General features: G+C 63.2%; 29 protein-coding genes. 5 read left to right on the top strand and 24 right to left on the bottom strand.

The window, feature by feature from the left end:
* Positions 1–35 precede the first annotated feature (35 nt).
* The 8 genes from VF632_RS12840 to VF632_RS12805 all read right to left on the bottom strand — a co-directional run bounded on the left by VF632_RS12840 (position 36) and on the right by VF632_RS12805 (position 5,277).
* Positions 36–614 (bottom strand): NAD(P)H-dependent oxidoreductase, encoded by a 579-nt coding sequence (locus VF632_RS12840; protein WP_331023298.1) that lies wholly within the window; start codon positions 612–614, stop codon positions 36–38.
* Positions 614–1,183: a hypothetical protein gene (locus tag VF632_RS12835; RefSeq protein WP_331023297.1), complete on the bottom strand. Its 570-nt coding sequence runs from the start codon at positions 1,181–1,183 to the stop codon at positions 614–616. Before VF632_RS12835 ends, VF632_RS12840 begins: the two co-directional genes overlap by 1 nt.
* Before the next feature lie 252 nt (positions 1,184–1,435).
* Complete coding sequence (locus VF632_RS12830) at positions 1,436–1,783, bottom strand: hypothetical protein (protein ID WP_331023296.1); 348 nt, start codon at positions 1,781–1,783, stop codon at positions 1,436–1,438.
* A 13-nt stretch (positions 1,784–1,796) separates the two neighbouring features.
* A complete protein-coding gene (locus VF632_RS12825; RefSeq protein WP_331023295.1) occupies positions 1,797–2,363 on the bottom strand; it encodes a hypothetical protein in 567 nt (188 codons plus the stop codon).
* Positions 2,364–2,371: 8 nt separating this feature from the next.
* Positions 2,372–3,019, bottom strand: a complete 648-nt coding sequence (locus tag VF632_RS12820; RefSeq protein ID WP_349263997.1) for a class I SAM-dependent methyltransferase — start codon at positions 3,017–3,019, stop codon at positions 2,372–2,374.
* 70 nt (positions 3,020–3,089) lie between these two features.
* On the bottom strand, positions 3,090–3,908 hold the full coding sequence (locus VF632_RS12815) for a hypothetical protein (RefSeq protein WP_331023293.1): 819 nt from the start codon (positions 3,906–3,908) through the stop codon (positions 3,090–3,092).
* A gap of 118 nt (positions 3,909–4,026) precedes the next feature.
* Positions 4,027–4,623 carry an AAA family ATPase gene (locus VF632_RS12810; protein WP_331023292.1) on the bottom strand — a complete coding sequence of 199 codons (597 nt, stop codon included), beginning with the start codon at positions 4,621–4,623 and terminating at the stop codon, positions 4,027–4,029.
* A 111-nt stretch (positions 4,624–4,734) separates the two neighbouring features.
* On the bottom strand, positions 4,735–5,277 hold the full coding sequence (locus VF632_RS12805; protein WP_331023291.1) for a hypothetical protein: 543 nt from the start codon (positions 5,275–5,277) through the stop codon (positions 4,735–4,737).
* Between the two features lie 370 nt (positions 5,278–5,647).
* Here VF632_RS12805 and VF632_RS12800 point away from each other — a divergent pair, with 370 nt between their 5' ends.
* Genes VF632_RS12800 through VF632_RS12790 form a run of 3 tightly spaced genes read left to right on the top strand, consistent with a single transcriptional unit; the run spans position 5,648 to position 8,818 of the window.
* Positions 5,648–6,214, top strand: coding sequence for a hypothetical protein (locus tag VF632_RS12800; protein ID WP_331023290.1), 567 nt, complete (start codon positions 5,648–5,650; stop codon positions 6,212–6,214).
* Complete coding sequence (locus VF632_RS12795; protein WP_331023289.1) at positions 6,204–7,679, top strand: alpha/beta hydrolase; 1,476 nt, start codon at positions 6,204–6,206, stop codon at positions 7,677–7,679. The genes VF632_RS12800 and VF632_RS12795 overlap by 11 nt, the downstream gene beginning before the upstream one ends.
* Positions 7,673–8,818, top strand: a complete 1,146-nt coding sequence (locus tag VF632_RS12790; protein ID WP_331023288.1) for a PQQ-binding-like beta-propeller repeat protein — start codon at positions 7,673–7,675, stop codon at positions 8,816–8,818. Before VF632_RS12795 ends, VF632_RS12790 begins: the two co-directional genes overlap by 7 nt.
* 41 nt (positions 8,819–8,859) lie before the next feature.
* Here VF632_RS12790 and VF632_RS12785 read toward each other — a convergent pair whose 3' ends face one another.
* The 11 genes from VF632_RS12785 to VF632_RS12735 all read right to left on the bottom strand — a co-directional run bounded on the left by VF632_RS12785 (position 8,860) and on the right by VF632_RS12735 (position 16,175).
* Positions 8,860–9,255, bottom strand: a complete 396-nt coding sequence (locus tag VF632_RS12785; protein ID WP_331023287.1) for a DUF7668 domain-containing protein — start codon at positions 9,253–9,255, stop codon at positions 8,860–8,862.
* A 31-nt stretch (positions 9,256–9,286) separates the two neighbouring features.
* Positions 9,287–10,021 carry a hypothetical protein gene (locus tag VF632_RS12780; RefSeq protein ID WP_331023286.1) on the bottom strand — a complete coding sequence of 245 codons (735 nt, stop codon included), beginning with the start codon at positions 10,019–10,021 and terminating at the stop codon, positions 9,287–9,289.
* Between the two features lie 91 nt (positions 10,022–10,112).
* Entirely contained in the window at positions 10,113–10,445 is a 333-nt protein-coding gene (locus tag VF632_RS12775; protein ID WP_331023285.1) for a barstar family protein, read from the bottom strand.
* A 112-nt stretch (positions 10,446–10,557) separates the two neighbouring features.
* Entirely contained in the window at positions 10,558–11,073 is a 516-nt protein-coding gene (locus VF632_RS12770) for a DUF1697 domain-containing protein (protein ID WP_331023284.1), read from the bottom strand.
* Between the two features lie 8 nt (positions 11,074–11,081).
* Positions 11,082–11,900, bottom strand: coding sequence for an alpha/beta hydrolase family protein (locus VF632_RS12765; protein WP_331023283.1), 819 nt, complete (start codon positions 11,898–11,900; stop codon positions 11,082–11,084).
* 449 nt (positions 11,901–12,349) lie between these two features.
* Positions 12,350–12,559, bottom strand: a complete 210-nt coding sequence (locus VF632_RS12760; RefSeq protein ID WP_331023282.1) for a DUF4287 domain-containing protein — start codon at positions 12,557–12,559, stop codon at positions 12,350–12,352.
* Between the two features lie 34 nt (positions 12,560–12,593).
* Positions 12,594–13,088, bottom strand: a complete 495-nt coding sequence (locus tag VF632_RS12755; RefSeq protein WP_331023281.1) for a hypothetical protein — start codon at positions 13,086–13,088, stop codon at positions 12,594–12,596.
* 86 nt (positions 13,089–13,174) lie between these two features.
* Complete coding sequence (locus tag VF632_RS12750; protein WP_331023280.1) at positions 13,175–14,395, bottom strand: erythromycin esterase family protein; 1,221 nt, start codon at positions 14,393–14,395, stop codon at positions 13,175–13,177.
* 156 nt (positions 14,396–14,551) lie between these two features.
* A complete protein-coding gene (locus tag VF632_RS12745; protein ID WP_331023279.1) occupies positions 14,552–14,911 on the bottom strand; it encodes a DUF4377 domain-containing protein in 360 nt (119 codons plus the stop codon).
* A gap of 149 nt (positions 14,912–15,060) precedes the next feature.
* A complete protein-coding gene (locus VF632_RS12740) occupies positions 15,061–15,492 on the bottom strand; it encodes a hypothetical protein (RefSeq protein ID WP_331023278.1) in 432 nt (143 codons plus the stop codon).
* Positions 15,493–15,962: 470 nt separating this feature from the next.
* Positions 15,963–16,175 carry a DUF4287 domain-containing protein gene (locus tag VF632_RS12735; RefSeq protein WP_331023277.1) on the bottom strand — a complete coding sequence of 71 codons (213 nt, stop codon included), beginning with the start codon at positions 16,173–16,175 and terminating at the stop codon, positions 15,963–15,965.
* A 323-nt stretch (positions 16,176–16,498) separates the two neighbouring features.
* Between VF632_RS12735 and VF632_RS12730 the strand changes: the two genes are divergently transcribed.
* A complete protein-coding gene (locus tag VF632_RS12730) occupies positions 16,499–17,815 on the top strand; it encodes a hypothetical protein (protein ID WP_331023276.1) in 1,317 nt (438 codons plus the stop codon).
* An 804-nt stretch (positions 17,816–18,619) separates the two neighbouring features.
* Here VF632_RS12730 and VF632_RS12725 read toward each other — a convergent pair.
* The 4 genes from VF632_RS12725 to VF632_RS12710 all read right to left on the bottom strand — a co-directional run bounded on the left by VF632_RS12725 (position 18,620) and on the right by VF632_RS12710 (position 23,548).
* Positions 18,620–18,832, bottom strand: coding sequence for a DUF4287 domain-containing protein (locus VF632_RS12725; RefSeq protein WP_331023275.1), 213 nt, complete (start codon positions 18,830–18,832; stop codon positions 18,620–18,622).
* A gap of 1,832 nt (positions 18,833–20,664) precedes the next feature.
* Positions 20,665–21,855 (bottom strand): hypothetical protein, encoded by a 1,191-nt coding sequence (locus VF632_RS12720; protein ID WP_331023274.1) that lies wholly within the window; start codon positions 21,853–21,855, stop codon positions 20,665–20,667.
* Complete coding sequence (locus tag VF632_RS12715; RefSeq protein ID WP_331023273.1) at positions 21,852–22,532, bottom strand: DapH/DapD/GlmU-related protein; 681 nt, start codon at positions 22,530–22,532, stop codon at positions 21,852–21,854. Before VF632_RS12715 ends, VF632_RS12720 begins: the two co-directional genes overlap by 4 nt.
* Complete coding sequence (locus VF632_RS12710; RefSeq protein WP_331023272.1) at positions 22,520–23,548, bottom strand: hypothetical protein; 1,029 nt, start codon at positions 23,546–23,548, stop codon at positions 22,520–22,522. Before VF632_RS12710 ends, VF632_RS12715 begins: the two co-directional genes overlap by 13 nt.
* A gap of 556 nt (positions 23,549–24,104) precedes the next feature.
* On the opposite strand from VF632_RS12710, the gene VF632_RS12705 reads away from it, so the two are divergent.
* Positions 24,105–25,154 (top strand): hypothetical protein, encoded by a 1,050-nt coding sequence (locus tag VF632_RS12705; RefSeq protein WP_331023271.1) that lies wholly within the window; start codon positions 24,105–24,107, stop codon positions 25,152–25,154.
* 114 nt (positions 25,155–25,268) lie between these two features.
* Here VF632_RS12705 and VF632_RS12700 read toward each other — a convergent pair whose 3' ends face one another.
* Positions 25,269–25,754, bottom strand: a complete 486-nt coding sequence (locus VF632_RS12700) for a hypothetical protein (protein WP_331023270.1) — start codon at positions 25,752–25,754, stop codon at positions 25,269–25,271.
* Positions 25,755–25,764: the final 10 nt, after the last annotated feature.

Here is a 25,764-nt window from a genome sequence, read left to right as displayed (position 1 = left end):
GTTTACGGAATCTACCGGGGCAACGTCGCGCGCACTCACTCTGGCTGCGTCGTCCGGGAAGCTGCTGCCCTGAATATTCGGGCCCCGAACTCGTCCGCCTCTCTCGCCTGCTCGGACGACAGCACCTCGCCGTTCCGGATGCTCACGTAGAGCGTACTGTCGTAGATCATGTCGAAGTATGCTGCCGTTCTCCGAAAGGGGACGTCGAAGCCCTCCGGGAGTGCGGGGTCCGTCCCGCACGCGGCCACCCACACGGAGCGTCCAGCAAGGCGGCGCCCCAGCGGCTTCTGTACGGTTATGAGATCCGTCAGCCGATCGAAGAAGCGCTTCAGCACGCCGCTCATAGCATACCAATAGACCGGCGTGGCGAAGAGGACGCCGTCCGCATTCGCAAGCGCCTCCGCCACGGCCAGGAAATCGTCTCCCTCGACGGCCCGGCCATACTCGTAATCGCGAACGTGCAGCGACGCGAGGTCGAACCGCTGTGCAGGCCGCCCCGCGAGCACCGCGTCGATGAGCCGGGTGCAATCACCGTCCCGCCGGGCACTCCCGACGACCGCGACAAGGTTCATACGCGAACCGTCGGCAAGCCACGAGGCGCGGGCGGCGTCCATTACCGCTTCTTTCGATTGGCTTGGAGGATACTGTCCACTCGTGCCCGGTACCCCGGATCTCGCATCCGCATCGCCTGCACCGAGTCGAACGGGGCCACGCGCGGGCAGATGGAGTCGGGGAACGGCGGCTCGATTCCCGCGGTCGCAAGGTCGCCGTACCAGCCGAACGCGTCCAGCGAGTCGCCATGCACGAACACGGGTTCACCGCCGATGCCCATCGGCAGATCGGGCGGGCGCCCGTCCTGGCTGTGGAAGCGCACGAACAGGCTGTAGCGCCCGCTGGGGACGGTACGCATTCCGAAGTACCCGCGGCTCTCTACCTTCACCCGGTGTGCGATCCACGCCTCGGCGATCCGGTGCTCCGCGCCCTGCCAGGCAACGACGGGGCAGGCCACGTCGGGAACCGTCACCAGGAGCCCCATCCGCCGCGCCTCCGCAACGGAGTAGGCTTGGGGTCCGCAGCACATGCTCATCGAAAACAGCACGGAGACCCGCATCAGCCCAAGCGCAAGGAGAACCACCGTGGCCAGGAGCCCGGCGACGAGATAGGCCCTGCGCCTAGCAGGCATCCGGCCCCGCACCGTCTGGAGGAGCGCCCGGCGAACGCGGCGCGCTCCGCGCGAAGAAGAGCCAGTCCGTGTTTTCCTCGTCGATCATCTGCCGCGTGGTCAGGGTGCGGTCCTGGGGTCCGGCCCGTTCTCATCGTGCATTCCGATCCGCTCCGTTTTCTGGCGTGCATGCCCCACCCGATGGGGGGCATCCAGCCCGGCGGACGCGAGCGCCAGCTACATGGTGTCGCACGCAAGCACCGCGATGCCCCACTACAGCTGCACGACGATCACGGGCAGGATCAGGAGCAGACAAACCGTGGCGGACGTGATCAGACGTTCCCCGAGGGACGTCGTGCGACGCCGCGTGATGTAGAGCGCGCCGGCGACACCCGCGCCAAGGATCATGAGCGGCCAAATCGACCCTGTCGCGTGGCACGGCCAGTCCCACGGGCGGGGCCGTCCGATGTCCGCGTGCGGCTGGCTCCACTCCCAGGTGCCTCGTGCGACATCCGCCGCGAGCACTGCCAGGCACAGCAATCCTGCACCGCGCGCCCCCCACCGGTGGTACGCGTACCCGGAGGCGAGCACGAACCCAATGAAGATGATCAGCAGGATCACGTCAGGTGGCCAATCAAACGATCGGGGAGAAATGCTTTACGACCACCGGCAGCCACCGCGTTCGCACGACCACCGTCGTGGCGCCCGATGCACGCACGAAGCGCAGCCGCACACGGGTTTGGATCTCCTCGCCGCCGCCGAAGTCGAAGTGAAATGCCGGCTCCATCTTCCTCCGCGCACCCTCGGCCGGGCGTAGCGGCACCTCGACTGGCCATCGAATGGAATCCGCGAACGCATACCGCCGCCCACGATTGGACGAGATGACGATCTCATCGATGAACACCCGCTCGACGTCTGGCGTTTTCGGGGTTACGTCGATGGCCAGCTTGTATGGAGGCTGGTTGATGGTTTCGTTGTCGTACGTATGCCATTCCATGCAGAGCCACGCCTGCCCGACGTCGAAACGGGAGCAGCGAGGCCGCAGCTCCTCACCATCTCCCCGGGCGACTGCTTCCGCGGGCTTGTATGCCTGAACCCGCGCTGTGGTCATCTCTCCAATCACCACATAGCAGGACAGCCCCAGCACCAGGAACAGGGCAAGCGCAAAGTAGGCACAGCCACGCGCCTTGGAGATTGCCATCGGTGCGTTCAGGCAGAGGGAGAGGGCTGCCGGGGATGTGCGACGATGCGGGTGTGAGCAGGTCGCGCCACGGCAATGTACGAGGCCCGGCTTCCGTGCTGTGCCAGGGCGGTGAATTCCTCCAGCTCCAGACCGGCGGCGTGGATCTGGGCCCTGAAATCGGCCTCGTAGGTCACGCGGCCGAAATCGATGCTCGTGACCCGCTTCAGCATCGGCTTGAGAGTCTCCATCCACCGGGCCGGCTGTTTCTGGATGGTCTGCGTGAAGAAGATGCGTCCGCCCGGGTTCAGCAGCGCGCAACAATGCCGCAACGCCTGCTCGGGCGCGGGAAGGAGCATGAAGCTTCCGGAGAAGTACACCGCGTCATACGGCCCGCCGTGGTGGTCGTAGACGGATTCGAGCCGTACCTCGGCAAGACCGCTCAGCGAGGAATGCCCAAGCCGTTGCCGTGCCCGCGCAACGTAGTCGGCGTCGATGTCGATGCCGACGATGCGCAGGCGCTTTCGCTTCACCAGATCGTCGTTCGCCAGCAGGGCGCCGGCCGTGCCGATCCCCACGTCCAGCAACGCGGCGCCCTCGGGGACGCGCCGCAGCACCTCCGCGTACCACCGGGAGGTGAGCCTCAGGATCAGGGTGTCGTAGATGAAGCTGCGAATCATGCGAAACCGACAGCCGGATCTGGGATTGAGTAAAGTCGCCCTCGGGCCCTGCGCGTGGCCGGTTTGGCTACGACACCCACAGCGTCCTGGCCTCGACGACCCGCCAGGACCCGCCATCGTTTCGGAGCGTGACGAGGCGCCCCGCTCCGCACAACCCGCCGCAGCCGTAGGTGACGTAGACCGCCGCGCGAGATCCGTCCGCAGATCGGCCGATGCTCGAAAGCCGGATCACCCCCGAATACCCGGGATACCGCTCCCGGAAGGCGGTCCAGTAAGCACCCGCACCGGAGCGAGGAAGTCCGGGCATGTGGTCGTTCGGGACCAGGCGGTAACGCTCCGCCGGGAACGCGCCGCGCGGCAGCTCGCGACGATGCTCGTTCGCCGCCCTGAAGCCGGCCCGCACGTCGTCCGGGACTGACGTCGAAAGCGGGGAATCGCCCAGTATGCTCGTGCTGTCGACGACCAGGACCATGCGATCCCCCTGACCGAACCCGAGATGGGCGAGCGCCGCCGTATAGATGGCTGTGCCGATGGCGGCAGAAGCTTCTTTGGCTGCTCCGGGCCGCGGGGGCTGCGCGACGCTGTCGAGGGTTTCCACCTGGATGCGCCCGTTGCCGCCCAGCGTCACGGCCACGCGGTCGTTGCCGGCCGGCGGGCGCCGGTCCACCACCACGCGGTATCCGCCCCGCACGCGCTCGTGCTCCTGGACGGAACACCCGCGGTCGGTTTCGCTTCCGGGCGCTCCGCAAACGTTTCGCCGGGCGACTTCCACCGCGCGCGCACCACTGGGTGGGCCGAGGTGCGCGCAGCCGGAGGCGGCGAGCAGGCTGATCGCAGCGGTGGCCGTGGAGAGCCGCGTGGCGGAACGGTAGACGGGGTTGGGCATGGGGTTGCTCGGGACGAAGGGCAGCAGCGCGTTCGGACAACATAATCGCGCCGCGGGATCCGGGCACGAGGCGCGATGCCATACTCGTGGGATTGGGTCGTCGCCCGTAGCGCGAGGGTCAGCAGGTTACCCGCGGGAGTCCGAAATGAACGAGGATCCTTTCCGCGGCCTCGGCCGCTGCCAGGTCCGTGGTGTCGAGGCGGAACCAGTCGTCTCGCCCGTCGCAGGCACCGCGCGAGTTCAGTCGATAACGGGCGTCTGCCTGCAGCAGCCGTTGGCGTGACGCGGCGAGATCGCGCTTCGACGGCTTTTCGGCCAGGCGGAACTCGGTTTCGTTCCGGCGCAGCCGTTCCCCCTGGGACGCCTCGAGTTCCGCGAAAACGACACGCCCACCTCTCTTCCGGAAGATGTCGGCCCACCCATCCACCGCGGCTTCGTCGCTCGGCTCGTCGAACGCCCACACATACGTGAAGATCAACCCGGGCAGGTTGCTTTCGGCTACTTCTTCGAACACGCGGCGGCGGAATTCTGCAACCAGGCGCTGGAACGGCGGAGAGCCGAACGGAAAGAACCGCAGAACGAGTTCGATCGTGTGATGGTTGTGGAAGAGCCGCAGGCCGGTAAGGGCCGCGAGCTCGTGGCCTACCGTCATCTTCCCAACGGCCGGCGGACCCACCAGGAAGACGAGCATCGGGGGATCGACGGCAGCGCTCATGGGGATGCGCCATCGCGTGCGGGTTCCATCTGCGCCTGAAGCGTCATGGTTTCTACGTGGCAGCCGTCGGAGGGCACGTGCACCCCGCCGCGAACCGGCCCGTCACACCGACTACCGCACTCCCAGTTCGAAGGAGTTCGACACGACGTATTCCTCGGGCAGCGGGGCACCTACTCCGGTGTCCGCCCGCCGATCGTGTACCCCGACCCACCACCGAAGCCGGTACGTGCCCCCCAATGAACCATCGACCGCTTCCGACCAGTGCTCGAGATCATAGGCATCCGCGCGCAATCGATAGCGAAACTGGTGTGTTCTCTTCGCGGGGATCACGAGCGGCGATGTGATGCACATCAGCTCGGGTGAAGAGAAAGCATGAACCCACGTCCCCCCTACGAGCTTCTGTAGCATTGGCCGCACCGGGGTGTGGCATGCCGGTACCGCGACCGCTGCATCGAGGCCGTTCCGGTAGGTGAGCTCGAAGTCCACAGCATGTAGAACGCCCTCCTGGCGGATCTCATAGGCAGGTGCATCCGTGATCAGAAGGGTCTCGCCGGGTTGGAGCGCCGCGCCTGGGCCGAACGGATCAGCCCAACCGGTACACGCACCGGCGAAGAGCACGGTAAGAACGACCAGAACGCATTTGTGGAGCGCCACGTTTCACCTCGCCGGCCTGGAATCACCAAGGATGCCCCCTGTCTGCCTGAACGCGTCGGCCGCCGCAATCGTGACAGCGGAACTGGAACGCTGGGGCGCCGCCCCCGCTCCTCAGCGCCTGCGAAGCCCAATTGTCGCCAGCGCCGGCCACGATCACCACGATCCTGCGGACGGCGGTCTTCCCCCCCTGCAATCAGTTCGATTCTGTCTCCAACACCATGGTCCCGCGGATGGAGCGCACGGTGCTCTTCCGCGTCAGCCGCTCGCCACGCCTCTCCACCTACCTATTGACGATATTGGGCAGGTTGTGTTCATTTGTTTCCACACCGCATCATCCATCTTCCGCTGTACCCTTCCAAGGACGGCACGCATGATCCGACCCGTTCTCCGCCCCCGCTCCGCGCTTCTGTGTGCGTTGACCACGGCCGTTCTCGCCGGTTGCCAGGACGGCCCGCCCACATCGTCGACGCAGCTGCGCCTGCCCGATGCGGGCTTTCCGGCCGGAAACCAGCAGCCGGTGGACTCCGAGATCGACCAGAGCGATACCTGGGTTACGTACGACGCCACGCGCACCCAGACCACCTACCTCACCGCTCAGGAACCAATCGTCGATTCCGGCACCGGGCAGCCGCTGAACCAGGTAACGCTGACGGCCCCTACGCAAACCGTTCACACCGAAGCCGGATACGACGCGTACGGCACCATCCGGGTCAACGAGTATCGCCAGGACCCCGGGCTGGACCCGTACGAGACGCCGGTGGACGATACCTACCGGGTGCAAGTGGTTGGGGACCAGGTAACCGGCTATACCAGGGACGGAGACGTCATCGTGGCGGCGGCGGACGCCGGGTCGTCCGAGGCACCCCTCGCGGAACTGGGCTCGCTGGACGGGGCCCAGGTGACTGCCGGCGTGATCGTCGACCGTAATGACATTTGAATATGCCGCCACGACGCAGTCGCTGGGCGGGGTGCGGCTCTCGGCCGCCGCATCCGACGAACGCGGCCGCGTTGAACGGCTGCCGAACGGACGCGTCCGCGTCACCAACGACATGCCGCCCGCGGCGGCGGCGGCCGTTGGGAGAACCATGCGGACCTATGCCCTGCGAGGCGAGAAGTACGTGCTGGAGCAGGTGGACGTGGAGACCGACGCCCCGTCGGAGAAGGGAAACATGCGCGCGCGCAGCAGCATGGTCCTGCGCAACGTGACGTGGCACCACAACAAGCAGAAGGACGCCGGGCGGCGGGTGCAGCGCGAGCAGGCGAGGATGGCTCCGTCTGCTCCCCAGAATCCCTCACGATACACGGAGCTCTGCGGTCCCGAGGCTCTCACCTGTGGCGGCGAGCCGCCTCCGCCCAACGACGAGGGGAGCACGGGGGGAGGAGGAGGGGGAGGCACGGACGGAAATCTCTGCGGCACCGTGGGCCCGAACACGCGCAACGTGCTCTTTCAGCATGGAATATACAGCAGCGGAGGCACATGGCACCGGATGTTGTTCTGGATGAGGGCCGACTTCTACCTGGGATGCACTCCTGCGCCTGACCTGACTTCATCGGCGCGCATCGCGGATCAGGCCGCCGATCTGACCGGGAAGATCCAGGCAACGGGGCATACCGGGTACATCCTGATCGGCCACAGCCAGGGCGGATTGGTCTCGCGTTACGTTGGGCGCTACCACCCCGAACTCGTGAGCGGGGTCGTAACCGTGGGAACCCCCCACCTCGGCGCTCCGATCATGCGAACGGAGCTGGCGGCGGCGATGGCAGGCCTGATCGGCGTGAATGCGCTCTCCACCTATGGCTGCATAGACGGACCAAGTGTGATCGGCTGCAAGAAACCGGCGCACTTCGCCGCCTTCGGTATCCCCCTTATCGGCAAGATCATCGGTGACGCCGCTTCGCCGGTGAGGGTGGATCTGAAGCCGGGCAGCAATTTGCAGGCGACGCTCAACGGCTCGGCCGAACCGTTTCCCCGTGTCGGCATTCAGCACTATGCCAAGAAGCTGTTCGTGGAGTGGCGGCTGGTCGGTGACTACGTGGACATCCCCGAGGGGCCCAATGGCGGTCGGTACTGGGCGAGGCAGGCGAATGGAGCGTTCATTACCAACACGGCGTGCGCGGTGCTCGGATGGCTGATGAATGCCGGAGCCACTGCTGGCCGGTGCGCCACCCGCGCGACAGGAATGCTGGCCACCACCGGAGTGTGGAACATCATGACGGCCCGCCTGGGAAAGACCGATGGGATCGTTCCGGGCAGCTCGCAGATCTACCCGAACGCGATGCAGAACTACGACATCCCGAGGGGGGATTCCCACGTGGGGGAGACCAAGAGCGACCTGACCCGGCGCGAGCTGCGGAAAGCGCTCGTCAATCGCATGGGCGTGGTGAGGAGAGACACATGGTAGCCCAGTCAACACGGCCATGGCGTGTCCGCGCCTCAGTCGTTCTGCTCGCGGCGGCGCTTCCGTTGGCGGCTGCAGGTTGCGAGGACATCTTCGGAGGAGCCCGAGGCGGTGCGCCCCCCCTGCTCTGGCGCACACCGCTGGAAGCGAAAATGAGCACCTCCGACGAACTGCCCGCCACGGATGGCGAGCGAGTGTACGCGATCGCGGGCGGAATGGTGACGTTCGACGCGCGATCCGGCGCGATCGTCTGGACGTATAAGCTGACGTTCACTGTCCCAAAGAACGCAACGGTGCGGAACGGCCGCGTCATGGCCGCGGAAGGGATCGCGTTTGCCTTGGACGCGGCCACCGGCCAGGAGTTGTGGCGGTTTACGCCGGACTCGCATAGCGGGTTCGGTAAAAGCACCGCGGATGACCGGGCGTTCTATTTCGGGACCGCGTCGCACCGGGTGTACGCGCTGGACCAGGCCTCCGGCGCGCTTCTGTGGAGCCGTGACCTGGGACCGGACTGGAAGTACCCTGGGCACATAAAGGGGGCCGCCGTCAGCGGCGACACCTTGTACGTAACCGCCGAACAGTTTTACGCGCAGAACGGCTACATCTCCACGGGCTGGATCTTCGCGATGGACCGGGGTACGGGAGAAATCCTTTGGCGCTACCAGAACGGCGAAGGAAAAGACTGGCGCACGGTTTCCTCCAGCCCGACCGTGGCCGGCGCGCTGTTACTCGTGAGCGACGCGACGGGGAACTCATTCTTTGCCGTCGACCGATTTACCGGCCGCGAGGTGTGGCGTGTAATTGGTGCACCTGGGAAATTCGGGCCCGAATACTCCCCCGTCGTGGAGGATGGAACCGCATACGTAGCATCCGCCGACAACTTCGTTTACGCCGTGGACGTTCATACGGGCCAAGTACGCTGGAAAACCCGCACGCCGGCGAGCAACTACGGGTTTGCCGTGTGCGGCAGCCGCATCTTCGTGAGCTGGCCAGGACTGTCCGTGCTGGACCGCAATACCGGACGGGTGCTTTACCAGGCCGATGAGGAGTCTACGGAGTACCCTACGTCCGGTTTGGTGGCGGACGGCGACCGCGTGTTCATGCTGGGCAACAGGGCTGCGTACGCGTACCGCTGCAACTGAGCGCTGCGGTGGTCAGAACCGGGCAGCGCCTCGGCTCGACGCTAGGGAACGCAAACCATGTGGATCGTCAGGCGAGGCCCGCCCATGGTCTCCACGACGCCACCCTCGAGCACCAGGTCGCTCCGGCCTTCCTCGGAGGTCCAAAGGTCGACCAGAATGTCCCAGTGTGTCTCCATCCACTGCGCGACGGACGTCCGCCAGGTGTCATCCGGCAACTCGACAAGCGTAGCGCCGTAGTCGGCGAGGTAGTCGCGAACCTGTTCAGCCGTAGCGGCAGAGACCGGCTCGACGCCAGGAATGGCCTGCGCGAGGTGATAGTCTCCCTCAACGAAGCGCTGCACCACCTCGCGCAGCATCGGCCGCCACGCCCCGGCGATCGGATGCGCGGCATCCGGGTCCTTTACCGCCGCGGGATCGTCAGAGGCTGCGTCACTCACGGGTCGTCAGCCTGGCCTGGCTTGGGGGGAATCAGCTATGGATTGGGCTGGGCGAAGCACTTGCCGGGTGCCCTCCCGAGAGCTCCCGGGCATCGACGAATATCTTGTGCACGTATCTCCCAAGCCGGTGCCGGCCGAGTCCGAGGTAGCCTTCGACGACCTTGATGGCGCCGATCCACTCAGCACGTTCCGAAGGGCCACCCACATCTTCTGCGTTCAGGAAGTAGATGAACACCAGGTGCGCGGGCACGCCGTTGTCTTCCCGGAGGAAGTGAAGGTGCGCCAGGCGGTTGGCATACTGGTAGAAGGTGCCGGCCCAATCGACATCCGCCCGTGGCGCCAGAACGCGCTGCACCGCCCGGAGGCTCTCGACGATCCTGGTCCGTGCGGGTTCGGATGCTCGCGTTCCAGTCGACACCATTTCCTGGATGTGCGCTTTGGCTTCGATCAGCAGCACGTCTCCGGTACTAAGCCGGGCCAATCCGTCCCACATCGGCCCGCTCGCCGGCCAGAAATCCAGCGAAGGGCGACGTAGCTGAAGGCCCAGACGGTCGTACGTGGCACCGTCGCGATATTCCACGTAGTTCTCCCCGGCCAGCGGCGAAAGCCATTCAACCTCCACATTCGCGGGGAGGCGCATAGACGCCCTCAGCGGCTCGTCCAGAAGCTCTGGACGACGATTCACGGCAAGCTGCAGCCATCGCTGGCTGCCTTTCGCCGCGAGGGGAGGAACGGGCGTGCAGGCGCCGTTCGGATCAGACATCATCGGGGTGCCTGGATTGAGGTTTGGTGGTGCTTTCGGTGCACTCAGGCCACCGGCACGAATAGCCCCTTGCTGCTGCCCGGCGAGCGGCTGGCTACTGCTTGAAGAATGACAACGCCAGCACCGCGGGGAAACCCTGCTCGATGCGGCGCCAGTTGACGAACGCGGCGCACTCGATGAGCGCGTCGTACTGCTCCGGACAGCGGCGGGCGAAGTCGTCGACGTGGTCGAGCTGGAGAGCAAGCGCGTGGCCTTCCGGGACATGGATGGAAGTCATGCCATCCTCGGGCGCATCGAGCGACGTCATGCAGTCGATCCACGCGTCCATGTTGCGCCCGTAGAAGCCCGGAAACCCGAACTGGCGCGCGAAGACGTCGTGGAACGTTTCCCAGTTGGTGATCTGACGAGTGTCGAGTTGAACGATCATCTTTGCTCAATCATCCCGGTTTGCTTCATCGCGGACGCCTGTGTAGGAGCAATTCGCCTTCATCGGCATACCGCTGCTGGACGGGAAACTGGGCAGCCTCTCGTGCATCCAGCTATGCGACAGCGCACTTCTTCACCGTGTCGAACGTCCGCGTGGTGATGTCCTTTCCAAACGTGCGCTCGAGCAGCGTCATGAAGACGGGCCCCTTGGGACTGGGCTCATACGCCGTGAAAACCTCGCTGCCTGCAAGTTTGAGAATCCTTGCTCCGTCACGCTCCAGCGGCAGTTCCACACCCGGGTTCTCCGGGCGCCGCAGGAAGGTGACCACGCGCTTGGCCGCGGGTGGCAGGGTGAACTCGGCGAACGGGTGGCTCGCGACGAGGTCCTGGAGATACTCAGCCGGCCGGATGATCGTGGGAAAGGCATGGCCCAACGATGCGAGCATGGCCTGCTCGGCCTGCTGTTCGAGCGCGGTCCAGGACGAGTCGCGCGTGGTGAACGCGACATTGCCGCTGGACAGGAGCGTGCGCACGTCGTCGAACCCCGCCGACTGAAAGCACTCCTTCAGCTGCGGCATCTTGCAGTTCGAGGGGCTGACCCCGCGAAGGAGAGCGACGTATCGAGGCATGGAACCTGTCAGCGGCAGGTAGACTGTTGCGGGTCCGAACGAGCACCAAGCCGGGTGGAGGCCCACTCCGCAAGCGCCCCGAGCACCTCGGCCGTCACCGTTCGTGACGGGAGCGCGTCGTACCCCGACGGGTCGCCATTGGGATCGTGCACCATCAGGTGGTTGGTTTCCGGGAAGAGCCGTACGCTCACGTCCCGGTTGCCTCCGGCGCGGAATGCCGCCGCAAGCAGCTCGACGTGGGCCGGCGGCACCTGCTGATCCGTCGCGCCATGGAGGATCAGCACGCTCGGGCGGCTTACCCGTCGGGCGGCCGGCAGCGGATCATGATCCGCGAGAAATCCAAAGGCACGAACGCGAGTGATCATGACCTCTTCACTGGCGAGCTGCGCGCTCGCCACGGAGTCGCGTTCCTCGGCCGTTCGCAGGCGGGGGTCCCGCTCCGCCGCGGCTCTCGCCAGTTCCTGCCGAGTCTGGCGCCAGGATTTCGCCGGGGCGCTGAGCAGAATGATGCCGGCAAGCCCGGAATCCCCGGCAGCAATCATGGGCGCGACGATCCCGCCCTCGCTGTGCCCAATCACAAGGATACGCTGGGCGTCTATGTCCGCCCTTCCCCGGAGCAGCGAAATCGCGTTACGCACATCCTCCGCAACTTCCGCGGCGGTCGGCGGTGACCAGTGATTCCCTTCCGCAAAACCGCGATCGTCCAGGCGCAGCACGGCGATTCCGCGCCTGGAGAGGGTATCGGCGATCTGCCGCAACGGCCGGTACGGGTCGTTGGGCATCACGCCGCCGTCGCGATCCTGCACCCCCGTTCCGGCGATCAGCACGGCGGCTGGCAGGCGATCGGTTGCTCCGCAGGGAATCGTGAGCGTAGCCCCAAGTGCCGCGGCCGCGGAAGGCACCCGCACTTCGACCGCGCGATACGGCGCTCCGGGGGGCGGCGCATAGGCCGGAACGAACGGCAGAGAATCCCCTGCTGTCTGTGCGTCAGCATGCTGTGGAGCAAGCGCAAGCCCGAGCGGTGCCATCAGCACGGAGAAAAAACAGCCCCGGGCCAGGGGGCGGGGACAGGACAGCCAGGAAGGGCGCGACGTGGGCATGCGGGTACCGGTCAGGGGACTGACGACGAGAGGGGCTGCACATGCATCGCGGAATGACGGCTGATTCTGACGCCGAACGCGTTCCAAGCAGACGCGATTGGGCGAACGGCGCATGGATCAGCCCCAAGCGCCTCAGGCACATCTTTCCCGGCTGCTGGATTTTCGGTGTTCCGGCATCACGAACGGGCGAGGACGAAGGCGACGATCGCATTGGCGTGACCATGGCCCAGGCCGTGCTCCGCCTTCAGCCACTTCACCATGTCCATGTGCTTCATTCCCTGCTGGTTCCGCGCGAGCTCCAGCCAGTGTTCGATGGGCTTTCCGTACTTCTTCTCGATCGAGGGGAAGTAGGACGCTGGTCCGCTTAGCTTCTCGTCTGTCGGCATGCGATGCTCGTTTGTGGTGTGCGAGTGACGACTCTCAGCGGTTCCGGAGCACACGACGAGCCGTGAACACGAGCGGGAGCGCGACGAAGGGTACGTGTACGCCGAGCTGCACCCACCATCGGTGCCCGAACTTCGCTGGCTGGCCGGTCGCCAGCGGGATGACCACAAGCGACATGACGAGCCAGATCAGGGGCCCGTAGGCCACCGCCACCATGAAGGCGCCACCGGGATTCCGAATCGCCCGGCGAAGCGCCGGCCACGCCCGGAGCGCCCCAACGAGGAGGGCAGACCAGACGAGCGCGACGGCCAGATGAAGGATGAGCCCGGCCGCCACGGCGGTCGCGCCGCCGACGAGCGCTCGCGGCCCGAGCACCGTAAAGGCGACGCCCTGCCAGAGCCTGGCCGGGGTGCCGTGGTAGGCGAACACGTGAAGCCCGGTCGCACAGATGAAGTCCCATACGGCCGTAACCAGCCACACCGGCATCAACGTGCGGACGAACGGAACGCGCGGATCCTCGGCGTTGGACATGGGCGCAAAGGTTCGGGATCGGCGTGCGGCGCGCGCGACGGGGTGTCACCCAGCGGCGGGCGGGTGGAGGTGGAGGCCCGCGGGTGTTACCGCCGCGGCTCGAAGGTTGGGGCAGCCTCGTCGCGGATCACCACGACGCCGTCGAACGCAGCGGACCAATCGGTTGTCTTGACGCCGCCGAAGAGCCTCGACGGCACCGGGCCGAGCGAACGGAGCGCCGCCTGGTCCAGGAAGGCCCATCCCGCCGCGTCGCCAGCCGTCCCGGCCGCGAGCGCCCGGGCCTCCAACGAGTGCGGCGGCAGCGGATCGAGCGGCTGCGTCGGCCCCCCGGCCCGGGACCACTCCCCGCGGAGCGCCGTGAAGCCGATGACCGCCAGCTGGTCGCCCCACGTCTCGGCCAGCCGCGCGCCCAGGGGCGGCACCCCGAGGGTGAGCACGGGGGGCGAGCCGGGCCCGCGCGCCGCGTGCACCGTCGCCGTCCAGACGACGATCTTGGTGTCTCGCGGAAGCCGGGCAGACCACCACGCGAGGCGCTGGGCCATGGACAGGTCACGGTCGGGTGCCCCGGCGACTCGGGCCTCGCGCGCGAAGTAGGTGGCCAAGTCGCCGAGCATGATCTCGTCCAGCGTCCGCCCTTGGACGGAGGTCGGTGCGGCCGGCGTGCGGTCGGCCGCCAGCCGGGAGCAGTCGGCCAGCCGTGCCTGCTCCGTGCTGTCGTACGGCAGGGTCTCGGTGTAGCCCCACCTGAAGTAGCGCGCGACGGCCTCCCGGCACTCAGCCGCGCGTGCGGGCGGCACCGCGGCGCCCACCAGGCGGGGCATCGTCGCCCGGGCGTAGGCCGCCGTCGCGCTCGGCTGATCGTCCAGCCCACCAACGGCCACGCGGCCGGTCACCGCCCCGTGCAAGAGCCATCGCCGCCATTCCGTGAGTTCCCGCGTCCACCAGAAGCCGCCGATCGCGCGGTCGAGCACGAGCTGGAGCGAATCGGCCCGGCCGGCCCACGTCCACGGATGCGGCGCGCCCGCCGCTGCGCTGACCGGGCCCCGCGGAGTAGCGATCGCCTGCTCCAGGCCGAAGAAGTCGTAGCTCCCCGCCTCGAACAGCACCGCGCGGAAGCCGCAGTTCGCCACCAGGCGCTCCACGACTCGCGCCTTGACGCCGAATCCACGGGCATGGCCGTGGTCGGGCAACTCGCCGAGGAGAACGACGCGCTTGCCGCACACGGCGGCGGCGACACGCGCGGCCGCCTGTTCCTCCAAGCTGTCCGTGGCCGAGTGCACACCCAGGCTGCTCGCTGGGCCACCCACGGCAGGCTCCACCCGCTGCGCTCCGCCCCCCGCGCAGCCGAGCGACAAGCCGCTGAGCAGCAGGGCACCGGCAACTCGTGATGCGGGGGCCAGGCCCCGGACCCGTTGGAGGGTTATGTCAGGAAGCATGTCCCTCGACGTCGGCCACGTGCTCAGTCATCGCTCCCGCCAATCGGCAGGAACTGGCTCCTTGGAGACCACCCGGAGCAGGTGATACTCGTAACTGGACCCATCCGCCGGGGGATTGCGGATGCTCCGGCGGCGGACCTGCAGGACGTACAGGTACCCGGGTTCAAAGGTGAAACCCTGAATGGAGGCGAAGAAGAAGTTCCACTCATCATTGGGGCGTTCCTTCACGACGAGGCACTGCTGAACTTCCATCCCCACGCACTCGGCCGTCTGCGGGCCCACATGGAGAGTGAGAAGCCGTGTGGAGTCCGGCTCCAGGATTCCGCACCCGCTCAGATAGGGCAGGACGAGGGCGAGCAGGAGCAGGCAGCCAAAAATCGATCGCATGGGGATCCGGTGTTTGAGAGCATCCGCGGCACGGGGAAGCGAGCCCCGCCGGTCACTAGAACGCCGCGGAAGCAACTTCATGCACAGCAGGCCGGCCAAATAAAGGCGTGCTTCCCCACGATGTGAATGCCATGGTGCGGCGATCGGGACTAGAGCATCGGGGTCGTCCACACGTGTCGCTCCCATTCTGGCCAGGCGGCCTTCACCCGCGAGATCAGCCATTTTCCTCCAACGGTAAGCGAGCTCTCGTGCGATGCGTACAGCAACCAGTCCATCGCGTCTGAGCACCAGAACCCCTCGTCTCCCGTGTACGTTGGATCGAGGTCAGATAGCTCGATCTGGTAGGCGCTCCCGCCTTCTCGAACCTCAAAGACACGTTCGACCCCGCGACCCGCAAGGATCGCGTGCAGCTTCTGCCCAGCCACGAGGGCCTGGTGGAAGTCGGGTGCCTGGAATGCCAGCACGTCCCGCCGCGGCACTTCGGCGAGAGGGTGCCAGTACCCGGCTCCTACGGCCCAAGTGTCCGCGAGCCGCTGCCAGAGTTGCTCGCGGTGGACGCCGCGGATCTGTTTCGGCTTCACGGTGTCAGGCCGGGGGGGCTGATGACGACCCGAATAGACGAGCAATCAAGGCGCCGATGAAACCCACGGCGGCTGCGAGAAACGTGACGAATATGACGACGCCTGCTACCGCTCCTGCGGTGCGCATCTCGTCGGGCGGGCGCCCCGGCCCAATGACCCACGAGATGAACCACCCGAGAGTCGCATCGGTCAAGCCTGCCGCTGCCCCCGCCAGAACTCCCATCGATAGACCGCCACCCGCTCGTGCTCCGAAGAACCCGGCCGCGGCGTAGATGAGATACGAACCCGCGATCCCGGAGGTATACGGAAAGCCGAAGGTACGCGAGGCCGCCGACATCGCAGTGTCGTAGACTACGATCGCCAGGCAGGCGAGGGCAACTACGCGTGTGAAGGGACTCATGGCGGCTGTGGATCAGTTGGTCGTGCTTCGATGAGTAGATTGGCACCTCTCCAGCGTCGGTGCCGGGGTACTACTTCGCCCCGGCGAGCACAAACGCGACGATCGCGTTGGCGTGACCATGGCCGAGGCCGTGCTCCGTCTTCAGCCACTTCACCATGTCCATGTGCTTCATTCCCTGCTGGTTCCGCGCGAGTTCCAGCCAGTGTTCGATGGGTTGTCCGTACTTCTTCTCGATCGAGGGGAAGTAGGAGGCTGGTCCGCTCGGCTTCTCGTCTGTGGGCATGCGATCCTTGTTTGTGGGGCGTGAGTGACGGGAACCGGGCTGGGCCGGCACGGGCAAGTGAGAAGCCGTGGGGAGCGCCGGCTCGCTTCCCACGCGGCTGAGCGCAGCCCGCGTACCGCACGGGCTGATCTCGCCACGAGGGCGGCGGGCACCTGCCTGCGTTTCACGTTGGTCGATGCTCATGCGCATGGTCAACCCCCAGCGCCACGTTGCTCCCACAACCTACGATGAAATCCACCGTTTGGCATACGCGATGCATGCGGAATATAGCGCAAAAGGCGCGAATCACTTTCAGCTCGTAACCTTGATACGCGGGGGCTAGAATGAACAGTGTAATCCTATCGGCAGGCGTAACGATCGCGCTCGCCGCTTCGCTCGGTTCAGCGGTAGCGCAAGACACGCAAGGCCCCCGGCACGGACCGGAACGGATCCGCCCTCAGGGGCCGCCCGGGCGACAGTTCCGCTCTATCGATGAGGAGTTCAAACACGTTGCATCAGTCGTTCCCGGCGGGTTTGGAGGTTGGTTCTTCGACGCGCAGGGGCGCCCAAACGTCTACCTGCTCGAGCCTGCCCAACGCGGAGCAGCAGTAACTGCGCTCATTCCGTTCTTGCGGGATCGCACCATCACCGTGGGAGGTCGCAACCGGCCTGACATCGCGAACATACAGGTGCTCCAGGGACAATACGATTTTCCCTCCCTCTTGAACTGGCGCCAGCAAATTGAAGCCAGCGCCTCGGAGATTCCTTCGATCACCCATGTGGACATACAGGAACGCACGAATCGTGTAGTCGTGGGCGTAGAAACCGATGAGGGGATCACCCACGTAAGACGAGTACTCGATCGCCTGTCCATTCCGTCTGGAGCGGTGATCGTCGAGCGTCGGCCGCGGCAAGCGCCCGCCCTGACGCTCCAACAACGCGCCTCGAGTGTAGCAGGGGGCTACCTGATTCAGCATAGCGGGGCTGGCTGCACCCTGGGCTTCAACGGTTGGAGGTGGTCAGGTTCTGCCTGGGAGTCGCTGTTCATCACGGCGATGCACTGTGGCCGAAGGGGTGTGGATGAGGACCTGAGGTGGTATCAGATTTCTGTCACCAATTCGAACGACTTCATCGGCACCGAGCACCTCGATCCGCCCTTCGTCGAAATGCCGGGCACAAGCTGCGGCTCTGCTCACAAGTGCCGCTATGCAGATGCAATGGCTGGACTCTGGCAAGCGAGCCGATGGGGCTACGGACGAATCGCGCGAACGACCGGCGTCGGATCGCTGACGGTGGATGCCAGTCGCCCTGAGTATCGGATCATTGGGGAAGTCCCGTGGGTCGACTACGGTGAAGAGGTGTGGGCCCTCGGATCGACAACAGGGTTCAAGAAAGGCAATGTGAACGAGACCTGTTTCTCGAGTTATCCAGAAGCGGGAAAGCAGCTCCTTTGCCAGGATGGCGCCAGCCTGCTCGCGGCCGGGGGTGACAGCGGCGGCCCAGTCTTCTCGCCGAGCGGGTACGAGGGTTGGGTTTACCTGCGAGGCCTGCGGTGGGGCAGCAACGGGGCGATGAGTTCGATGATCAACATCGAGGATGACCTCGGCGCTCTCGACACGTTCGACTGTACCGCTGACAACCCGCTGTATCCGAACTGCTGATTTAGGGGCACTCTCCGGCAACGGGTGCGGAGAGTGCCCTGTGACCCTTCAGATCTTTCTGTCCATGACTGACTACCCGACGTGCGGACGACGAGATGGACACTCTCTCTTCGTGCTCGCGAGTTTCCTGGTCGTTGCCCTCGCAGCCTGTGGGGCGCGCCCACCGGGTTCACCGAACGCGGCGACCGGGAGTGGGCAACCCCTGGAAAAGAACACCCAGGATCGTCCACCTATCCAGACGACCAGTCCAAGGTACGCGATTCTGCGGGCGCAACCACCACAGGCGGGCGAACTGACGATCATCGCGCGGTATTCCAATCCTACGCGCGGCCGGATCTTCCTGGCCGAGTGCGAGGATGATGACCTATGGGTAGATCTGCAGAAGCAGGTGGATGGGCAGTGGATCGATGCCTTCGAGTCACAATGCCCTGCTGTTCGCAGGAACGAACTGCCTTCCATCGGACCGGGGGAAACCAGAACGGACACGCTTCGATTTCGACATTACCCCGGGGGCTACCCCCGTTTCACGGTCGCACAGCTGGCGGGTCGCTTCCGCCTGGTGTACCGGGCCTATTCTTCCTGGCCTCCCACGGGTGCCGGAGAAGCAGTCCCCCTACCCCCGGGTTCTCGGATTTCGAACGAGTTTGAGGTGCGAGATGCCCGGTGACCGCCGGATGGAGAGGCGGTTCAGTGGCGGTGCGCAAGACTGCCGGGCTGCGCGTGAGACGCTCGTCCGGCCGAGGGCCATGGCGCGCTGCATCCACGGTCAAACCGTGGCACCGCAAGGCCCGGTACCCTCGCGCACTACTTCGGCCCGGCGAGGACGAAGGCGACGATCGCATTGGCGTGACCATGGCCCAGGCCGTGCTCCGCCTTCAGCCACTTCACCATGTCCATGTGCTTCATCCCCTGCTGGTTCCGCGCGAGTTCCAGCCAGTGCTCGATGGGTTTTCCGTACTTCTTCTCGATCGAAGGGAAGTAGGACGCTGGTCCGCTTGGCTTCTCGTTTGTCGGCATGCGATGCTCGTTTGTGGGTGCGTGTGACGGCGGCTGGGCTGGGCCGGCAACCTGGGCATTGAGCGAGCCGTAGGAGAGCGCCGGCTCCGCTTCGGACGCGGTTGGGCGCAGTCTACCTGCCGCACGGTTCTGAGGAGGTCGGCGCCACAATAGCGGCTCCGACTCTGCAGGTCCGAACCGCCCGGCCGTGGTTGTCTGTGTTGTTAGCGTGCCCGGCCGTGGTTGTTTCTGTTGTTACTATGCGTGAACCGGCCTCGCCACGGCAATGTACGAGGCCCCGCCTCCTCGGTGTGCCAAGGCGGTGAATAGTTCCAGACCGGCGGCATGAATCTGCGCCTTGAAATCATCTTCGTGCGTCACACGGCCGAAATCGATGGTCGTGACCCAATTCAGCATGGGCTTGAGAATTTCTATCCGGGGGCCGGCTGTTTCTGGATGGTTTCGTGTGAAAAGATCCGGCCGCCCGGGTTCAACAGCGCGCTACAATGCCGCAACGCCTGCTGGCGTTGCCCTAATTCCCTTGCTTAGTCGGAGCGCTGCGATCACCGTCTGCGCCAAAGAGCGCAGCCCCAATACCAAGAGCAAACCAGTACCTATTGTTGTAGATCCAGTCTTCCTGGTTGGGGGTGTTGATGAGGTCCTTACCTAGAAAGAGCCCAATTTGAGTTGTGCCCAACTCTGCCATCAGTCCAGCAGCAAAATAGTACGCCGCTCTGTCCGTGGTTTCGACAACGGCTGAGTCGGTGTTTGCAGGAGTAAGCTGAACGCTGGTTGTGCCCACACTAGCTATGGCGCCCAGATGATAGTCTCGCGTGGGTGACATTCGCCACCTATATGCGAGCGAAGGGCCAAGGCTAATTGTCCCCGAGAAATTAAAGGGGTCAGCTCGGAGCTTTGCCGGTAGCGCGAGTGCACCTATCGCAAAATCACCGTGCTTGAATCCCGTCGCGTAAGCACGCGCACACCGACCAGCAATCTCGCTGAATGGGACGCTGAATGTTTTCTTTGTGCCTACGCCCCCTACCCAATACGCATTGAGCGCGGCGTCGGTATAAGGCACGAAATGGAATTTTACATGTCTAACTGCTGACGCCCCTTGTGAAAACTCACCCACATAGGTGATTAAGGGATTGAGCGTAGATGCCTGGCCGCGGGTTGTAATAACGTCTCCGGCACCGACCAAATACGGGACTAAGGTGCCATTGAATCGGCAGGTCGCACCGATCTCCAAATCTTGGGCGGAGGTTCTGCAAGGGACAATGGCAATGGCGCAGAAAACGAGAAATGCGGTTCGACAAACCATTGTGGGTTTCCTGTCAGTGTGGAGGATCGGAACGACACCGAAAGCATATTATACCGGATCGCTGAAAATACAAGGATAGCGCGAGACGACCTCACCTATGTGGTTCACAAAGTCGCACCCACGGAGCACTCTTCAACGCCTCACCAGCGTTCCGTCGCTGCGCGCGCCCGAATGGTCCACGCACCCTCAGCGAGCACGTCCCTCCCCCTCCCCGACAACCAGCGCAGTTCCTGCAGCCGCGCGCCGCGCCGGGTCGGTCATGCCATGCAGTCGAGCGCCCGGAGAAGAGTTTCGCCCCAACGCCAGCGAGAACGGCAGCCAGAACAAAGGGGCTGGCATTGGGTGCCCACAGGCTCATCCATCCAGCGGCTGGACTATGGCGGGACCGCGCGACGGCCGCTCAAACGCACTGGGACCGCTGCCATCCGGGGCGGCCCCGCAGAGTGTAGAGCCCCCGTCCAGACGCAGGACAGTGCACGCCGCGCTGGAACCCGGGTCCCATCCCAACGACCCCACGCACGAATCCCATCTAAAGTGCCGCACCAGCGTTAGGTAGGGCCTCCACATCTTCAATACTCCACTTAGGCGGGTGGATTCCATCAGCTGTCCCTTGAACCTCCACGGGAATGATCAGCGAAGGGTCGGTTCCGAACGCCTCTACGAGCCTCCGAGCATTCCGATATCCATCGGAGTTCTTGTCGCCACTTGTGCACCCAACCAGCATGGCGGCGCCATACACCCCCCAAGTCCTAGCGCCCCCCAACACGACCAGTTTTGCAGGTCCATCGCGCAGACGAGAGCACTTCAAGAAAAAGCCGTAATCTACGGCACGTTCTTTACCATGGCGCTTGAAAAAGCGAGGCCGGTACTCCTGGCCGGTTCTCTTGTGGCGCAACCAGATGTCATTCCCCTCGATACCGTCAGCATCCTCTCTTTTCTCATACATGTACTCTAACGGCAAGATCTCGTCGAACTCGTGTACAAGCGGATTGAAGTCCGGTCCACCGATCAGAATCATGTTGGCGTCATTCCAGCGCGGGGGCAGGTCCTGAATCGCCCTTGCGGAAACAATGTCGATTTCCATTCCCGGGTATAGGCGGTGGAGGGTCTCTACGACCATAAAAACAGCATCTAAATCCCCGTACGAACGAATATGAACGTAATCTTCGAATCTGTTGCCCGTATACTGCTCCGGCAGTCGACCAGGAACGACAATTGTGCGGCTAAGGGGACGTAAGGACCATATGGATCTGTGGTAATAGAACGGATCATGCGCTTCGGATAAAAAATGGTGGATTGATCCAGCAGCCATGGACAGGTAGGCTTCGCCTTCTAGATCTGCTGACGAATCATATGTGTAGTATATGAACGCATTCAAGTCTGTCGGCGTAGGGAAGTGAGGAAATGATTTTTTACTCTTCAAGAGAATGACATGTCGACCTGATCCAACAGCAATTCCAGCCTCAAGCAGTACATTCGGGTTATTCTCAGAGATATCGAAGATTGTGATGTCGGCAGCTTTGATTTTCTGTGAGATCTGATCCCACAGATTTACACCCGGAGGAAACTCGCCATATTCGATTTCCAACGTAGCTGGCCTGTTAAGCTGCCGCATGTGTGCAGCCAACGCGTCCCCCATGGCTTTCAAGTCAGCGGTAGCGTGATAAACGGAGTTTATCTGATAACCAACAAAAACTTGGAGATGCATGGGATTGATCATGAGCGCAACTCCTGCCAAAAGGTTGAATACCGGAGAGCACCCGTCCAATTCTGGATCGGGACTGACTCATTTATTCCAAAGGCCACATGGTCACTCGCAACCGGTTGCGTTATGATCGCGCCGGCACAGACGTAAACGCGCGGAGGTATTACGACTCCACCAATGATTCGGGCCGATGCTCCGACAAACACGTCTGCACCTAGTTCGGGCGGCGCTTCTACTCCGACATCCCATGGGATTGTTGGATCTTCTTGGCGATGGAGCAGTTGTCCTAGTACTCGCGTCCTATCACCGACTTTGCTGTAATCGGCTATGAAGCCACCGATCACGCATTCACAACCGATTTGCGCACCTTCGCAAATACGCGCTCCATGCACGATGAACGCGCCGGCGCCGACCCTCACCCCACTTTCTATGACGGCGCCATCATCGATCACAGCACCGTCCCCTATCGACACCCCTTCTTCGATGATCACGTGGGATCCGATGTAGCAGCCAATGCCGATCAAGGTATTGAGAAGTTTTCCCGTGTACTCCAACCTGACCGGGCCTTTATATGACGAGTGCCTCACGCGAGAGGCTTTTCCTATTACTGAGTATTCGCCAACTACGCTTTCTTCTCCCAGGAAACAGTTACGGTAGATCACACTGGTAGAATGGAAACTCACTCGGACCATCCTTGGCTGCAGAGGTGTTCCATCACCCGATGCCAGATAGGCAGCAACTCCAGATACTCTTTCCAGAACCGAACAAAGGGCTCACATGTTGCTTTATCCAGATAATTCAGGAGGTGAGAACGGACCCCGTGTGCTATAGGTAGGATATGTCCAGGAAGCTCCATGCTGCCAATAGCATCGATATCTTGCCTGCGATCTGAAATCACGATTCGCCAGTGATCACAATTCTCGAGTAGTGAGAACTGCCCCCGTTCTGAAGCCGCGGTGACACCTTCCCATAAGATCTCACCATACTCCTGGAACAATACCTTATCTTTCCAATTCACGAACGGGTTGAATACGAGTTGTTTCACGGATACAGGAGAAAACACAGGCCGACCGTAGTTTTCTAGGAACAACCAAATCCAATCTTCGTTGTAATGATTTACAAAAAAGTTAACGGGTGGGCGATCGATTTGCAGGCCAAGGAAAGTCCCCGACGCATACCGTTTTTGCACAACGTGTGCCCCCCGATGTATATGGCCGACGATTGAGTCGTCTGGCATCTGTTCGATCTTGGCGCCTACAAATCTGTTCGCATCAAGTAAACGGAGTACGTCAGTTGCAACTGGAGAACCCTCCAAATCGACATCGTCATCCATCATGATCAGTTTAGTTGCCTTCTGAAGAGATGCGAGGACCAGCGCGTAATTTCGATTGAATCCGAGGCCCCACGGAACTGATCCGAGCGCCCCTACAAAGTTCTGGAGGTCCGGTAAGAGCAGTCTGCCAAGTACGGACTGCTGCTCATATTTTCCATGATAGTTCAAATTGAACATCTCTGCTAACTGGATGTTTTCCAATCTATTCTCGTTCCTATGAGAATCATCGAGTAGAATCACATTTTCAGTGGGAAACGCTAGTCCAGGTAAAATCCGCCGTAGCCGGTCAGGACGATCCTTGGTGAAAATTACGAGAAGATCAGTGCCCGCCGCGCTGACGCAGATCATCGGAGCTTTGTGATCGATGTTTTGCACCCATGCCTGTACTGAAGGCAACCGAAACGCAAGATCATAGGGTTGGAGGAATGAAGTCGCAAGGTATCAGCTTTCGACCTCTGAATTCGAATGCGCGGGAGACGGAACAAAAATGTTTCCGTAGACGCAGACCATGAATAGACGCTTGCAGCTCGCTGGCGAGGGTCTAGCCAACGGATCTCGGGAGTCGCGCGCTTACGATGCCGCTTGGACATCGCACCGAGGCGGCACAGCCTCTCTTCACGCGGTCGCATGATCTCGCTGTCTTCCCCTGCCCCCACCCCCGGCGCACTTCCTGCAGCCGCGCGCCCCGCCGGGCCGGTCCTGCCATGCAGTCGAGCGCCCGCAGAAGAGCTCCGCTCTAGGGCGCGGACTAAGCACACACGAGAGCCAGAGCAAGGGAGCCCCGCGTTGAGCGCCGACACGCAGGGTATCCCATACTCGTAGGAATATCTACCCGTGCACTCGGTACTGGGAGAGACGCAATCCCGCCTCAGCTTTCGCCTACGAGGTTGTCCGGCGCCGGGCTACCACACTTATACAGAAATTGGAACACATGAGTGGTTCGTCCGAAAAACAGTTGACCCTGCCTATTCCCCCACTGCCAACAACGGCGGGGCGCGCATTCGTGTTTGTCTTCCCATTCGGGATCGAGCGGGCAGCATCAGAAATCCCACCGATGCTGGTGCGCGTTGGTGATCTAACGTGTCGCCTTTGGCCGCCACATGTGAACCGTGCTGACGCGAATTTCGATGAGGCAGTCGATTATGAGCGAATCCCCAGCGCACCAGAAGCACGGGCCGCAACGCAGTCGATCATTCGCCTCGCCGTGCAGCGTGTTATTCCAGACGAGGCGGACCTCGTGATTGCCACTGCCATGCGCGTCGACGTCTACGGCGCCGGATCGACGGAGGCGTTTCGCCACGCCGCGAGCGCGACGGTTGACAGATTTCTGAGATTGTGCCGCCTCTGGCTCCGACAGTGGTGGATAAATCGAGGGCACGACGGCGTGTTCGGCACTCGGCGAATTAGTTTCGAGGTGCACCCTTCCGGCGAACCAGCTTCGCTAGATTCGCAAGATGAAGCAGTTATTCGACCACGGCTGCACTCGGAAGCGAAACTTACTAACGAGCACTTTCAACTGGTCTGGGCTGCCTTGTCGCTTGGGGGCGACTCGCCGCTTTCGGCGACAGCATTGCTCGACTCTTTCTATTTCTCCGCGTTCGGTGAACGGGAGCGTGCGATCCTGGATACTGCGATTGCGTGCGAGGCGCTCCTTCGTGAGGAGGCGGACCATCGCCTATCTGAGCTTGACGCGCGAAAGGCTGTCCCCTCCCAGCCACTTGGGATCGTGGAAAAGGTCACTCGGAGAATCTACGGGCAGCCGGTCGCTCATTCAGGAATGATCGCAGGGCTGCAACGATTGCAGGAAGTACGAAATGCTCTCGCGCACGGGAATGCGAGCGTAATCCGAAATCTGCCTGAAATCAGTGACCCTGCCGCTCTGTGGGAGGTGCAGCGCTCAGCATTGGAACTATTCCGTTGGGCCGCAACCGTGGTTCCGCGAACCTTTCCTGACCCACTTCTAGCATTCGAGCGTCCTTAACTCAGATGTCAGCGCCCCAAGACCTGGAATGGAAGCAGGAGACCGAACCCCGCACTGGATGCGCCCACCAAGGTAGAAGGACACCGAGGGTTTCAATTCAATCCAAGGACACGCTCAAACAGGAGGGGTTTCGCTGAATGAAATGCCTCCGCGGTCATCAAGCGCGAGTTTCTGATGGTCGCGATGGACCGGGGGGCGGCGGAAGATCTGGCGAAAGCCGGTGGCGCGCATCGAGATCTCTCCCTCGTTGCAGTCCAGCGTCCAACGCCAGTCCGAGGCAGGACCGTCGAACCCTGGGCGCAGCGGCTGCTCGTCATCGCATCGAAGGTCCTGCACTGAGATCTCGCCCCGGGGCTCCATGTCGATCCGTAGATCCGATACGTGCTCGAAGATCAGCGTCGCTGGCGCAACCCAGAAGGTGAAGTGCTTCTGGCCCGGAGCCGGCTGCACCCACGCCAGGATGTAGTCAATGTCAAACGCGAACTCCCACTCGCTGGCTGACGCGTAGCCCATCGCGTGGACGGTGGCGTCGTGCCACCCCATCCGCTCCCAATCAGCGTGCGTCCAGATCCACTGGTCCAGCGAGTACGATTCCGGCACGCTTTCTCTC

It is taken from the genome of Longimicrobium sp. (assembly GCF_036388275.1).
Taxonomy (GTDB): domain Bacteria; phylum Gemmatimonadota; class Gemmatimonadetes; order Longimicrobiales; family Longimicrobiaceae; genus Longimicrobium.
This window is presented reverse-complemented; position numbering and strand designations above follow the sequence as displayed.